The 13,241-nt window shown below is 72.3% G+C and carries 10 protein-coding genes; 6 read left to right on the forward strand and 4 right to left on the reverse strand.

Annotated elements, in window-relative coordinates; all coding sequences use genetic code 11:
- Positions 1-44: 44 nt before the first annotated feature.
- Both rsmH and mraZ read right to left on the reverse strand, forming a co-directional pair.
- Positions 45-995, reverse strand: a complete 951-nt coding sequence (gene rsmH, locus ABD481_RS40830; protein ID WP_344671273.1) for a 16S rRNA (cytosine(1402)-N(4))-methyltransferase RsmH — start codon at positions 993-995, stop codon at positions 45-47.
- A 227-nt stretch (positions 996-1,222) separates the two neighbouring features.
- The gene (gene mraZ / locus ABD481_RS40835; protein ID WP_344671274.1) at positions 1,223-1,663 is read right to left on the reverse strand and encodes a division/cell wall cluster transcriptional repressor MraZ; all 441 of its coding nucleotides are present in this window, start codon (positions 1,661-1,663) and stop codon (positions 1,223-1,225) included.
- Between the two features lie 508 nt (positions 1,664-2,171).
- Between mraZ and ABD481_RS40840 the strand changes: the two genes are divergently transcribed.
- The 3 genes from ABD481_RS40840 (at position 2,172) to ABD481_RS40850 (ending at position 7,624) form a co-directional block, all read left to right on the forward strand.
- Entirely contained in the window at positions 2,172-3,227 is a 1,056-nt protein-coding gene (locus tag ABD481_RS40840) for an AAA family ATPase (protein ID WP_425559398.1), read from the forward strand.
- 46 nt (positions 3,228-3,273) lie between these two features.
- Positions 3,274-4,677 (forward strand): DUF58 domain-containing protein, encoded by a 1,404-nt coding sequence (locus ABD481_RS40845; RefSeq protein WP_344671275.1) that lies wholly within the window; start codon positions 3,274-3,276, stop codon positions 4,675-4,677.
- Positions 4,678-4,843: 166 nt separating this feature from the next.
- Complete coding sequence (locus tag ABD481_RS40850; protein ID WP_344671276.1) at positions 4,844-7,624, forward strand: transglutaminase TgpA family protein; 2,781 nt, start codon at positions 4,844-4,846, stop codon at positions 7,622-7,624.
- 200 nt (positions 7,625-7,824) lie between these two features.
- Here ABD481_RS40850 and ABD481_RS40855 read toward each other — a convergent pair whose 3' ends face one another.
- The gene (locus ABD481_RS40855) at positions 7,825-8,223 is read right to left on the reverse strand and encodes a DUF3040 domain-containing protein (protein WP_344671277.1); all 399 of its coding nucleotides are present in this window, start codon (positions 8,221-8,223) and stop codon (positions 7,825-7,827) included.
- A gap of 767 nt (positions 8,224-8,990) precedes the next feature.
- Positions 8,991-9,761: a methyltransferase gene (locus ABD481_RS40860; protein WP_344671278.1), complete on the reverse strand. Its 771-nt coding sequence runs from the start codon at positions 9,759-9,761 to the stop codon at positions 8,991-8,993.
- A 310-nt stretch (positions 9,762-10,071) separates the two neighbouring features.
- Here ABD481_RS40860 and ABD481_RS40865 point away from each other — a divergent pair, with 310 nt between their 5' ends.
- Genes ABD481_RS40865 through ABD481_RS40875 form a run of 3 tightly spaced genes read left to right on the forward strand, consistent with a single transcriptional unit; the run spans position 10,072 to position 13,120 of the window.
- Entirely contained in the window at positions 10,072-11,694 is a 1,623-nt protein-coding gene (locus ABD481_RS40865) for a DNA polymerase IV (protein WP_344671279.1), read from the forward strand.
- A 22-nt stretch (positions 11,695-11,716) separates the two neighbouring features.
- Positions 11,717-12,145: a GNAT family N-acetyltransferase gene (locus ABD481_RS40870; protein WP_344671280.1), complete on the forward strand. Its 429-nt coding sequence runs from the start codon at positions 11,717-11,719 to the stop codon at positions 12,143-12,145.
- 15 nt (positions 12,146-12,160) lie between these two features.
- Complete coding sequence (locus tag ABD481_RS40875; protein WP_344671281.1) at positions 12,161-13,120, forward strand: pirin family protein; 960 nt, start codon at positions 12,161-12,163, stop codon at positions 13,118-13,120.
- Positions 13,121-13,241: the final 121 nt, after the last annotated feature.

Raw genomic sequence — 13,241 nt, forward strand, 5'->3', positions numbered from 1 at the left:
CCGGGACCCGAACCGCTCCCGCCAGAACCGCCGGCCGCCATCCGCTATCCCTCCCGCACCCGCTCGGCCGCCCGCAGCTTCGCCGAGGCCGCGCGCGGGTTCTGCTCGATCTCCGCCTCGGTCGGCGGCTCGGCGCCGCGGGTCAGCAGGCGGAACCGGGGCTGGTACTGCTCCGGCACCACCGGCAGGCCGGGCGGGGCCTGGGACTCCGAGGCCGCCGCGAACACGCGCTTGACCAGGCGGTCCTCCAGCGAGTGGTACGACAGCACGGCGATCCGGCCGGTCCGGCCGGTCGCGGCGACCGCGGCCGGCAGCGCACGCTCCAACACTGCCAACTCGTCGTTCACCGCGATCCGCAGCGCCTGGAACGTCCGCTTGGCCGGGTGGCCCCCGGTCCGGCGGGTGGCCGCCGGGATGGCGTCCCGCACCAGTTCGGAAAGACGCGCCGTGGTGGTGAACGGTTCCCGCTCGCGCTCGGCCACGATCCGGTCGGCGACCCGGCGGGCGAAGCGCTCCTCGCCGTAGTCCCGCAGGATCCGCGCCAGGTCGGCGGCCGGGTAGGTGTTCACGATGTCGGCGGCGGTGGGCCCGGTCGTGGAGTCCATCCGCATGTCCAGCGGCGCGTCGTAGCTGTAGGCGAACCCGCGCTCGCGCAGGTCCAGCTGGAGCGAGGAGACGCCGAGGTCGAACAGGGTCCCGGACAGCTCCGGCACGCCGAGGTCGGCCAGCACCCGCGGGATCTCGTCGTAGACGGCGTGCACCAGCGTGGCCCGCTCGCCGAAGGGCGCCAGCCGCTTGCCGGCGGCCTCCAGGGCCTGCGGGTCCCGGTCCAGTCCGATCAGCCGCGCCTCGGGGAACCGCCGCAGGAACGCCTCGCTGTGGCCGCCGAGCCCCAGGGTCGCGTCCAGCACGACGGCGCCGGGCCGCTCCAGGGCCGGGCCGAGGATCTCGACGCAGCGTTCGAGCATGACCGGGATGTGCGTCGCGCTAGTCATCTGAAGTGGTTCCGCCTTCGAGTCCTGTTCCGTACCGCCGTGCGGGCCACGCTACCGAGCCCCGCTCGGAAGTCGGGCACGCCGCGCGCCTTCTGGTCCCCGCCCGTTCAAGGCCGGCGGTCGCGCGGCCGGCACCGGGGAAGGTGCGCCAGCCGGTCGGGCCGGTCGAGCGGGAGGAGGCCACAGGGCACGCGGCGTGCGGGCGGTGGCCGCCGATCAACGGGTGCTCAGGGCGCGGCCTCCGTCCCGGTCGCCGAATAGGAGGACTCGGCCTCGGCCAGGTAGCCGGCCCAGGCCGCGGCGTCCCAGATCTCCAGCCGGGTGTCGGCGCCGATCACCACGCACTCCCGGGTCAGCCCGGCGTACTGGCGCAGCGGCGGCGGCACGACGATCCGGCCCTGGGTGTCCGGGACGCAGTCGTAGGCGCTGGCGAAGAACACCCGGTGGTAGTCGCGGGCCGAGCGGTCGGCGCCGGCCTCCGATCCGGGCCGCACCGCGCCGCGCATCTGCTCGGTCAGCTCGGCGAAGCCGGCCGCGGTCCACACCGCCAGGCAGCGCTCCTGCCCCTTGGTGACCACCAGGCCGGCGGCGAGCTCCTCGCGGAAGCGGGCGGGCAGGATCAGCCGGCCCTTGTCGTCCAGGGAAGGCGTGTAGGTCCCGAGGAACACTCACGCCTCCTCTCCCCGGCGTCCAGTCCAGCTCGCGCAGTCCGTAAAAAATCTGCGCATTGCGCGGTAGTCCGTGGACGACCGGTTCCGCTCCACTTCCCCCCACTGTACTCCACCAAACCTCACGGGCAACCCCGGAACCCCGAGTCTCAGCAGGTCACAGTGACCACGACCAGGGTTCGGGGATTGCCCCGAACGGGTTGTCGAACCGGACGGAACGGGGTGGTGTTGTAGGTATGACGATCCCGGCGCCGAGCGTGGTCCAGACCAGAGGGCAACGATTTCGCCGGACCTCTTGCCCTAGGAGCCCCGGATTGAGCGAAGATCTGAGGTGCACCGTGTTTTCCGCTGAGCGCATACGTCGCGAACAGGGGGAGAACAGTGCAGCCGGACGTGAAGGCGCGGCCGGCGGGGGCCGGACGACCGCGGGCATCGACACCCGAGTCCCGCGGCCTCGCGGGGCGGCCGTGCGAACACCGCGCGGCCGAGCGAACAGTGGGAGGATCCTGTGACGGTCGGCAACAGCGAGCTGGGATACACCGGGGACGCCGGCGCCGCGGGCCCGGCGGCCCGCGCCGGGGCCGCGGTCGGCGGGGTGGACCTGGAGCGCCTGGCGGACACCACCGGCCGCATCCGGGCCGCGGTGGAGACGGTCATCGAGGGCAAGCCCGAAGTGGTGAAGCTGGCCGTGACCGTGCTGCTGGCCGAGGGCCACCTGCTGCTGGAGGACGTGCCCGGAGTCGGCAAGACCATGCTGGCCAAGGCGCTGGCCAAGTCCATCGACTGCACCGTGCGCCGCATCCAGTTCACGCCGGACCTGCTGCCCTCGGACATCACCGGGGTGTCGATCTTCGACCAGCAGCGCAAGGAGTTCGAGTTCAAGCCGGGCGCGATCTTCGCCAACTTCGTGGTCGGCGACGAGATCAACCGGGCCTCGCCCAAGACCCAGTCGGCGCTGCTGGAGTCGATGGAGGAGCGGCAGGTGACGGTGGACGGCACCACCTTCCACCTGGAGGCGCCGTTCATGGTGGTGGCCACCCAGAACCCGATCGAGATGGAGGGCACCTACCCGCTGCCCGAGGCGCAGCGCGACCGGTTCATGGCCCGGATCTCGGTGGGCTACCCGGCGCCGGCCGCCGAGCTGCGGATGCTGGACACCCACGGCCTGGTCTCGCCGCTGGACGAGCTGCGCCCGGTGACCGACGCCGCCGAGGTGGCGCGGCTGATCGAGACGGTGCGCCGGATCCACGTCTCCGACGAGGTCCGCCGCTACGCGATCGACCTGGTGAACGCCTCCCGCAGCTCGCCGGAGCTGCGCCTGGGCGCCTCGCCCCGGGCCACCCTGCAGCTGGTCCGCGCGGCCCGCGCGACGGCGGCCATGGACGGCCGCGACTTCGTGCTCCCCGACGACGTCCAGCACCTGGCGGTGGCGGTGCTCGCGCACCGGCTGCTGCCCACCGCGGAGACCCAGATCAGCCGCCGCACCACCGAGCAGGTGGTGGCCGGGCTGGTCAGCGCGGTGCCGGTGCCCAGCCTCGGCGGCGCGGCGCACCCGCGCCGCTAGCCGACGCCCCCGACGGACTTCAGCGACCAAGGGCAGGAGGGCACCGGTGTCCGCCCAACAGAATCAGAACACGGAAAGCTCCGACGGCCGCGGCGGCCGGCTGGCCGGGCTCACCACCCGGGGCCGGTCGTTCCTGGCCGCCGGGCTGGCCGCCATGGCCTGCGGCATGCTGTTCGACTACAAGGTGCTGCTGCGGGTCGGCGCGATGCTCGCGCTGCTGCCGCTGATCTCGATCATGGTGCTGGCCCGCACCCGGTACCGGGTGTCGTGCCGCCGCGCCCTGGAGCCGGCCCGGGTCGGGGTCGGCCAGGAGGCCCGGGTGCACCTGCGGCTGGAAAACGTCTCCCGGCTGCCCTCCGGCACGCTGCTGGTGGAGGACCGGGTGCCCTACGTGCTGGGCTCCCGGCCCCGGTTCGTGCTGAACAAGGTGGAGCCGCACGGCCGGCGCCGGGTGGTCTACCGGGTGCGCTCGGACGTGCGCGGCCGCTACCTGCTCGGGCCGCTGGCGCTGCGCCTGGCCGACCCGTTCGGCCTGGTGGAGCTGTCGCGCTCGTTCTCGGCGCAGCACGCGCTGACCGTCACCCCGCAGGTGCACCTGCTGCCGAACGCCCCGGTGGGGCAGGCCTGGAGCGGCCGCGGCGAGGGGCACGCCACCTCGGTGGCGGCGGCCGGCGAGGACGACATCGGCACCCGCGAGTACCGGCACGGCGACGACCTGCGCCGGGTGCACTGGCGCTCGACCGCGCGCACCGGCGAGCTGATGGTGCGGCGCGAGGAGCAGGTGTGGCAGAGTCGGGCCACGATCCTGCTGGACACCCGGGCCATCGCGCACCGCGGCGACGGCCCGGCCTCGTCCTTCGAATGGGCGGTCTCGGCGGCCGCCTCGATCGCGATCCACATGGCCCGGCACGGCTACGCGGTGCGGCTGCTGACCGAGACCGGCCAGGCGGTGACCGCCGCCGCGCACGACTCCTCGGCGATCGGCCTGGACTTCGAGGGCATGCTGCTGGACGCGCTGGCGGTGGTGGAGATGAGCAACGCCGCTACCCTGTCCGGCGCGAACGCGATGCTGCGCCAGGGCGGCGGCGACAGCCTGGTGATCGCCGTGCTCGGCGACCTGAGCGGCGACGACGCCTCGGAGCTGGCCCGGGTCCGGCACTCCACGACCTCCGGCGTGGCCTTCGCGATGGACACCGCCTCCTGGCTCGGCGGCCGGCCGGCCGGCCCCGCGCAGGCCCGGTTCCAGGGCTCGGCGCAGGTGCTGCGGGTCGGCGGCTGGCGGGTGGTGGAGGTGGAGCCCGGCGACCGGGTGCCGGACCTGTGGGAGCAGGCGGCGCGGCGCGGCGGCGGCAGCTCCGGGATCTCCGCCACGTCGAGCTATGCCGGCCGCGAGGCGGCCGCGACGCCGGGGCCGGCACTGGCCGCGACAGAACTGGGGGCGGCGCGGTGAGCGCCGCGGAGCGTACGGGGATTGCCATGCCGATGAGGCGGACGAGGACGACGGCGGCGGGTACGGCGGCCGGCGCTGCTGGGACCGGGACCCGGGCTGGGACCGGGACCGGGACCGGGATCGCGACTGGGATCGGCGCCGGCTTCGGCATCAGGGACGGCCACCGATGACCGGCCGGGCGCGGATCGGGGTGGCGGCGGCGGTCGCTCTGCTGCTCACCTCCGCCGGCCTGCTGCGCCTGCTGGCGACCGGCACCTGGATCTGGCCGATCGTGCTGGCGGTGATCGTCTCCACCGCCTCCGGCGAGCTGTTCCGCCGGCTGATCCGGCCCCGGCCGCTGGTGGTGGCCGCGCAGGCGGCGACCGTGTTCTGGTACGACATGGTGCTGCTGGCCCACGACGAGGCCTTCGGCGGGCTGCTCCCGACCTGGTCGGTGTTCCACAAGCTCGGGGATCTGTACTCGGCCGGCGCCCACGACATCCGCAACACCTACGTCGGCGGGACGGCCACCACCGGCATCGCGGCCATCCTGGTGCTGTCGCTGAGCGCGATGGCGGTGCTGGTGGACGCCCTGGCCGCGACCTACGCCGCCGCGCCCCTGGCCGGCCTGCCGCTGCTGGCGCTGTACCTGGTGCCGGCCACCCGCAGCGGCGGCGGCTACGACTGGTTCGCCTTCGCGCTGGCCGCGGCCGGCTACACCGCGCTGCTCTCGGCCGAGGGCCGGGACCGGCTCGGCCGCTGGGGCCGGCCGCTGGTGCACGCCGGCAGCCGGCGCACCGGCGCCGACGGCCGTCCGAACCCGGCGGCCCGGGCCAAGGTCGACACCGGCCCGATCGCCGCCACCGGCCACCAGATCACCACCCTGGCCCTGGTGCTGGCGGTGCTGGCCCCGGTGCTGCTGCCGACCGTCTCCGGCGGCCTGTTCGGCATCGGCCCGAACAGCGGCTCGGGCCCCGGCACCGGCCACAAGAGCGGCCACGGCACCTTCAGCCAGAAGCTGGACCTGAAGCAGAACCTGCAGGCGACCTCCGACGACGTGGTCCTGACCTACAAGTCCACCAAGCCGCTGTACCTGCGGTTCCAGACCGCGGACATGTTCAACGCCAAGGAGAAGGGCGAGTCCTTCGTCCCGAACCCCGGCGCGCCGTTCCGGCCGTTCGGCCCGGACAACGCGGTGAGCGACTCGGTGCCCGGCTACGTCTCGTCGGTGCAGCCCAAGACGATCCAGGTGCACGTCACCATCGTCTCGGACGTGGCCACCGAGACCCACAAGGGCGACAACAACGCGCTGCCGCTGCCCTACCCGACCAAGTCGCTGGGGACCACGGTCAACGGGTTCAACGTGAACGCCGACAGCCTGGCGGTGCTCGGGCCGACCACGGTCTACAAGGGCATGCAGTACAACGTCGTGGCCTACGACATGGCCCCGGACGCGCTGCCGGCCCAGGTGCTGCACTCGGCGTCGATGGCGACCGAGGACGACGTGCAGGTGTACAACCTGCAGAACGACCTCTACCAGGTCGGCGTCCCGGACCGGGTCAAGGCGCTGGCCCAGGACATCACCAAGAACATCGCGAACCCGGTCGACAAGGCCACCGCGATCCAGAACTACTTCCAGAACGGGAACGGGTTCAAGTACTCGCTGGACGTGCCGTCGAACATGTCCGGCGCGGACGCCATGAACTACCTGCTGGACCAGAAGCAGGGGTACTGCCAGTTCTACGCCGAGACCATGGTCGCCATGGCGCGCTCGCTGGGCATCCCGGCGCGCGTGGCCCTGGGCTTCACCCCGGGCTCCTCCCCCAACGGCAACGGCACCTACGAAGTCCGCATGCACGACTACCACGCCTGGCCGGAGCTGTACTTCCACGGCGTGGGCTGGCTCCGCTTCGAGCCGACGACCGGTATCAACAGCACCGCGCTGAGCGGCGGCCACGGCCGCATCCCGCAGTACACCACGGTGGTCCCGGACAGCACCGCGCCAAGCACCGCGCCCAGCAGCAGCGCCTCCACGGCGCCGGCGGCCGGCGCCAGCTCCAGCGGGAACTGCCCGATCAACGTCCGCCGGATCGGCGGGTGCTCGGACAGCGGGGCCGACACCTCGACGGCGCCGAAGGAGAAGTTCAGCTGGCTGGGCTGGTTCGGAGCCGTGCCCAGGTTCCTGCAGTACTGGCTGTTCGGCGGGTCCGGGTACGCGATAGCCCTGCGCTTCATCCTGCTGGTGCTGCTGCTGATCGGCTGCGTGCCGATGGTGCTGCGCATGGTCCGGCGGCGGGCCCGGGGCAAGCTGGCCTCCGGCCGCCGCGGGGCGGTCAAGGGCCAGGACCGGCCGGACGCGCCGGACGAGGAGAACCTGGAATGGCAGTCGGCGGACGTCGCGGTCCGGCGCCCGGAGTCGGATCCGGAGCGGATCCGGATCCTGGCCGCCTGGGCCGAGGTCCGGGACAGCGCCACCGACCTGGGATACAGCTGGCCGTCGTCGGAGACGCCTCGGCAGAGCGCGGTGCGGATCACGAAGCAGGCGCACCTGTCCCGGCCGGCGCAGGACGCCATGGACCGGGTCACGGGCCTGGCCGAGCGGGCGAACTACGCTCGGACGCTGCGGCGGCCGTCGGCTTCCGGGGCGGCGCCGAGCCGGAACTTGATGGATGACGTCAAGACGATCCGGGCGGGGTTGGCCGAGCCGGTTTCGCGGAGGACGCGGATCCGGGCGACGGTGCTGCCGCCTTCGGCGCTCGCCGCGCTGCGGGAGCGTCGGGAGGACCTGACCGGACGGGTGTACGAGCGGTTGCAGGGGACGGGGACGTCGCTGCGGTCGCGGGTGCCGGGCGGGAGCACGCGTCCGGAGGGGCGTGAGAGCCGGGACGGGCGTGGCGGTCGCGATGGGCGCGATGGCGCGGAGCGCGCGGAGCGTGCGGAGCGGAGGCGGGGGCGCGGCGACAGGTAGGGCGGTGATTCACCATGGCGAAGGCCGGACGTCCGCAGCGGCGCCCGGCCTTCGCCATTCCCAACGGTGCGGCCTCATCCGATGGAGTGCAAGGGAGGGTCGGCACGGTTGGGCGAAGCTTCGGAGACCAGGAGCTAAAAGCCTGGTGAGAGACCGGGCGGGCTGGACCGACCGGGGCGGACCGGGGGGCCCGGGCAGGGTTACAGGTTTCCCTCGTCCCGGCGCCGCTGCCACCGTTCCTCGAAGCGCCGCATCGTCGGTGCCCGCCCGGCCTTGCCGGCCGCGGCGCGAACCTTCCGACGCGCCACCGGGACGATCTCGCCGGGGGCGGGAATCCGTCGCCAACTGGCGTAAGCAAGCCACGCGCACCCGAGCATCACCACGAACCCGGCGACACTCAGTGCGATCAACGGGATGACCACACCGGCGACCAGCATGGCGAGTCCGAGCACGAAGCCGGCCACAGCCAGGATGGCGCGACGCCGGAACAGTGCGCGCAGGTCCGCTCCCTGCAGCGCGGAGGCGAACTTCGGGTCCTCCGCGTGCAGCGCGCGCTCCATCTGCTCCAGCAGGCGCTGCTCGTGTTCAGACAGCGGCACTTCGCGAATCCTCCCAGCGTCCACAGCCACACCAGGTAGTGACTGTCTTAAGAATAGGCAGACCCCGGGGTCTATGAAAGCTCCCGCGGAACCGATCCGAAGACCCCTTCATCCGAACGATGCCCGCGTATGCGCTGGACTACGCATGCGTTGATCTCCGCTTGGAGGTCCGTCTCTTACAAGAACGTCCTGGGGGTCGGAAAGGTTCGCCTGGAGGTGGTGACCGGACTTACCAAATCATTGCTCAAGGGCCCAGGACGCGCCAGAGCGGGGACCCAACCGGCGTTCCCGGCAGATCGGACAGAGGCGGGACCGGAGCGGGTCAAGGCGGGTCAGCTCGGGCGAGAGCCGGGCAGGTCAGGCCAGGTCAGGGCAGGTCGACGCCGGTTGGAGAACGGCGGGGCAGAGCCGAACATTGCGGATCAGAGCCGGGCACTGGCAAGCAGATCAGGTCGACTGGGCCAAGTTCGGTATAGCCCAGCTCGGCATGTTCCGGTTCGGCTCGGAGGTTGGCTCGGAGCTCGGTTTGGAGCTCGGCTTTGGGCCTGGAGCTCGGCTTTGGGCCTGGAGCTCGGCCTGGAGCTCGGCTTTGGGCCTGGAGCTCGGCCTGGAGCTCGGCTTTGGGCCTGGAGCTCGGCTTGGGGATCGGCTTTGGGCCTGGAGCTCGGCTTGGGGATCGGCTTTGGGCCTGGAGCTCGGCTTGGGGCTCGGCTTTGGGCTCGGCTTGGGGCTCGGCTTGGGCTTTGCTGGGCTGGGCGTGGCTGGGCTCAGCGAGCCTTCCGCCCCACAAGATGCAGCCGCCCCGCGACCGCGCGGAACTCCGGCCGGTCGGCGACTGCTGCTTCCAGGGCCGCGAGGTCGGCCGCGCCTTGCGGTGCCGCGTCGATCAGGGCGCCCGACACCAGGTCGGTGAACACGCGCACGCCGTGGACCATCTCCACCGTCAGGCCCGCGTTGGTCAGCAGGTGGGAGAGCTCGTCCTCGGAGAAGCGGGCTGCCAGGGGGTCCTGCGGGCCGAAGCGGCCGGTCGGGTCGGACAGGGCGCGCTGGGCTTCGGCGAAGTGGCCGCTCAGCGCGCGGGCCACCACGGCGGCGGTGCGGTTGGCGGCCAGCACGCTCACCACGCCGCCGGGGCGCAGTACCTCGGCCACCGCTGCGAGGCCCACCGCCGGGTCGTCGGCCATCTCCAGTACGCCGTGGCACAGCACCAGGTCGACGCTGCCCGGCTCCACCTGCTCCAGCAGGCCGCCCAGGTCGCCCTGCACGGCTCGCAGCGACTCCTTCGGCATGCCGCTCTCGGCCGCCCGGCGCTCCAGCGCGGCCAGGGCGTCGGGGCTGGGGTCGACGACGGTCACGCGGTGGCCCAGCTCGGCGATCGGGACGGCGAAGCCTCCGGTGCCGCCGCCGACGTCCAGCACGTCGCGGGGGCCCTCGGCGTCGAGCACGGTGCGCAGCGCCGCCCACAGGACCGCGGTCCGGGCCTGCGCGCGCCGGGTGGCGGGGCTGGGGACGGTGGCGCTGGCGGCGCTGTCGGCCATGGGGGGTGCACTCCTGCGAGTCGGGGGCTGCGGGTCGGGGTTACGGGTCTGCGGTCGGGCGACGTTCGGGCGACGTTCGAGCGGCGAACCGGCGGGGATCGAGCCCGACGGGCACCAGAACTCCACTGCCAGCGTAGTGGACCGGGTCCCCCGGGGTCGGAGTGTCTCGCGGGGTATGGCGGGACGTGGCGCGGCGCGGGCCGGCGAGCCGCGCTCCGGGCGGCCGGATTGCTCGGTCCGCCGAAACCTCCAGCTCATCCGGCCCGACCCGCACCGCCGCATGTCAGTGCCCCGGTGCACCATGGAACATGTGCGCAGTGCCCCTTCGATCCTCCACGTCGACCTGGACGCGTTCTACGCGTCGGTGGAGCAGCTGCACAAGCCGAGCCTGCGCGGCAAGCCGGTGATCGTCGGCGGCGTCGGGGTGCGCGGTGTGGTGTCGACCGCGTCCTACGAGGCGCGGGTCTTCGGCGTGCATTCGGCCCTGGCCACCGGGATCGCCCGCCGCCGGGCGCCGAACGCCGCCTACCTGATCCCCCGCTTCGGGGCCTACCAGGCCTATTCCGAGGTGGTCATGGGGCTGATGCACGACCTGTCGCCGCTGGTCGAGCCGTTGAGCCTGGACGAGGCGTTTCTGGACATAGCGCACCTTTTCGAGCCCGAGGACGTCGCGACGCCGGAGGCCGGGAGCCGCCGCGCCCGGGAGATCGCCGGGGAGCTCCGGGACCGGATCAAGGCGGCGACCGGGCTGACCGCGTCGGTCGGGGCCGCCTCCTCCAAGCTGGTCGCCAAGATCGCCTCCGATGCCGAGAAACCCGACGGCCTGGTGGTGGTCCGGCCCGGGGCCGAGCAGGAGTGGCTGGATCCGCTGCCGGTGCGGGCGTTGTGGGGCGTCGGGCCGGCCACCGCCGAGCGGCTGCGCAAGATCGGCGCGACGACCGTGGCCGAGCTGCGCACGCTGTCCCGGCAGGAGCTGGTCGCGGTGCTCGGCGCGTCCTACGGGGCTTCGCTCTACGCGATCGCGCGCGGCATGGACGATCGGGACGTCTCCCCGGACCGGGAGCTGAAGTCGGTCAGCGTGGAGGACACGTTCGCCGAGGACCTGCTGGACCCGGCCACGGTCGCGGCCGAGATGGATCGGCTGGTGAACCGGCTGGGCAGTCGGCTGCGCAAGGCCGGGCGGTCGGGGCGGACCATCAGCATCAAGGTCCGGGGGCATGACTTCACCACCGTTTCCCGCTCGGAGACGGCGGTCGGCCCGACCGACGACCCGGTGGTCATCCGCGCGGCGGCGCACCGGATGCTGCCGGGGGCGGTCGCCGCCGCCACGCAGGCGGTTCCGGGGGTGCGGCTGCTCGGGGTGGGGGTCAGCTCGCTGGCCGAGTGGGCGCAGCTGGACTTGTTCGCGGAGGCGGAGGCTGAGGCGGAGGCCGAGATGCTGGACGAGGACGATCTCGATCCACGGCTGTGGTCTGACGATGGTGAGGGGGGTGAGGGGAGTGAGGAAGGTGAGGCCCACAATGCCGGTGATGCTGACGATGCCCACAACGCTGGTGATGCTGACGGCGCTGCCGTCGCCGAAGAACTGCCTCTGGATCCCGCGCACATAGCGACTCCCGTCCACACTGTCGAAGGCGAACGCTCCCCCCGCCAGTTCGGCCCCCTGCCTCCGGGCACCCGGGGTGCTGTCGAGTCCGCCCGGGCCGACCGCCGGTTTCTGCCAGGTCAGGACGTCGAGCACGATGAGCACGGCCCCGGCTGGGTCCAGGGCAGCGGCCTGGGGCGGGTCACGGTGCGCTTCGAATCGCCCTGGTCCGGGCCCGGGCGCATCAAGACACTGCGCGCCGAGGACGAAGCTCTGCGCCTGGTGGACTCGGCGGTCGTGGCCAGGGATGCGCTGGAGCGGGCGGCTGCTCGTGAAGCGCCGTCCTGAAGCCGGAGTTAGCATCGGCCATATGACTGAACAGCCCACCAAGACAGAGGTCGTCGACAACGAGCTCGAAGACCGGTTCGAGATCTGGTACGGCGACCGGCTCGCGGGGTTCGCCGCCTACCGTCGCCGGGCCGGTGCGACGATCTTCGTGCATACGGAGATCGCCGACGAGTTCGGAGGCAAGGGGCTGGGGTCGGTGCTGGCGCGCCGGGCGCTGGATGCGACTGTGGAGCGTGGTGAGACCATCGTTCCGATCTGTCCGTTCATCAGCGCCTACCTGGGGAAGCACCCGGAGTACGAGGCGCATGTGCGGCGGCCTGAGCATGAGAGCGCTGGGCCTGCGGAGCCCGCTGGGCAGGTCGGGTCGGCTGGACAGGTCGGGCTGGTCGGGTCGGCTGGACCGGCTGGACCGGCTGCGCAGAGCGAGCCCGCCGGGCCGGCTGGGCACTGAGGAGTTCGCGCCGCTATGAGCAACCTCGACGCGCACCCCGCCGAGCAGGACTGTCGGGCCGTCCCCGACCCGGGCCCGGTCACCGAGTTGTATGAGGCCCGCGATGTGCCGCTCGGCGGTGTCCGGGGCGTCACTGTGGCTCGCACGCTCCCGCAGCGGGCGCTGCCCACCGTCGGCGCCTGGTGTTTTCTGGACCACTTCGGTCCGCACGGTGTCGCGATGAACGTCAACCCGCATCCGCACATCGGGTTGCAGACTGTCACCTGGCCGTTCGAGGGTGAGATCCGGCATCGCGACAGCGTTGGGTCTGATGTTGTGGTGCGTCCGCGTCAACTCAACCTGATGACCGCTGGGCGCGGGATCGCACACTCCGAGTTCGCCGTCCCGGAGTCCCCGGCGGGGCATGGTCTGCAGTTGTGGACTGCGTTGCCGGGTGATCAGCGTGACACCGCGCCGCATTTCGAGCAGCACCAGGATCTTCCGGTCTACGAGCACCCCGGGCTGCGGGCGATCGTCTTCCTGGGGACTTTGGACACTGTTACTTCGCCGGCGACGACGTACTCGCCGATCGTTGGTGCTGATCTCACGATCAACGCCGGGGCTGGTGTCACGTTCCCGCTGACGCACTACTTCGAGCATGCGCTGGTGCTCATCGATGGTGATCTCAGCGTGGCGGAGACTGAGTTGGCGCCTGGTCCGCTTCTCTACCTCGGTACGGGACGCAGTGACCTGACGCTCTCCAGCCGCGAGGGGGCGCACGTCATCCTGCTCGGTGGTGAGCCGTTCCGCGAAGACATTGTTATGTGGTGGAACTTCGTGGGCCGGTCGCATGAGGAGATTGAGGAGGCGCGCGCGGACTGGGAGGGGCGGGATCAGGCGCGGTTCCCGGATATTGGTGGGCACAGCGTGGAGGAGCGGATTCCGGCGCCGCCGTTGCCGGGGGTTCGGTTGAAGGCGCGGGGGCGGGGGTTGTGAGGATCAAAGTCAAGAGCTGGGTAAGGCAGGCGCCTCCGGCGAGGGCCTCTGATCCCTCGGAGAACTGGCGCTGCTCCATAGGGGGGTCTGGTTAGTCTCTGCGCTGGCGGTTGGTGGGGTG

Source organism: Catenulispora yoronensis, from assembly GCF_039531695.1.
Taxonomy (GTDB): Bacteria; Actinomycetota; Actinomycetes; order Streptomycetales; family Catenulisporaceae; genus Catenulispora; species Catenulispora yoronensis.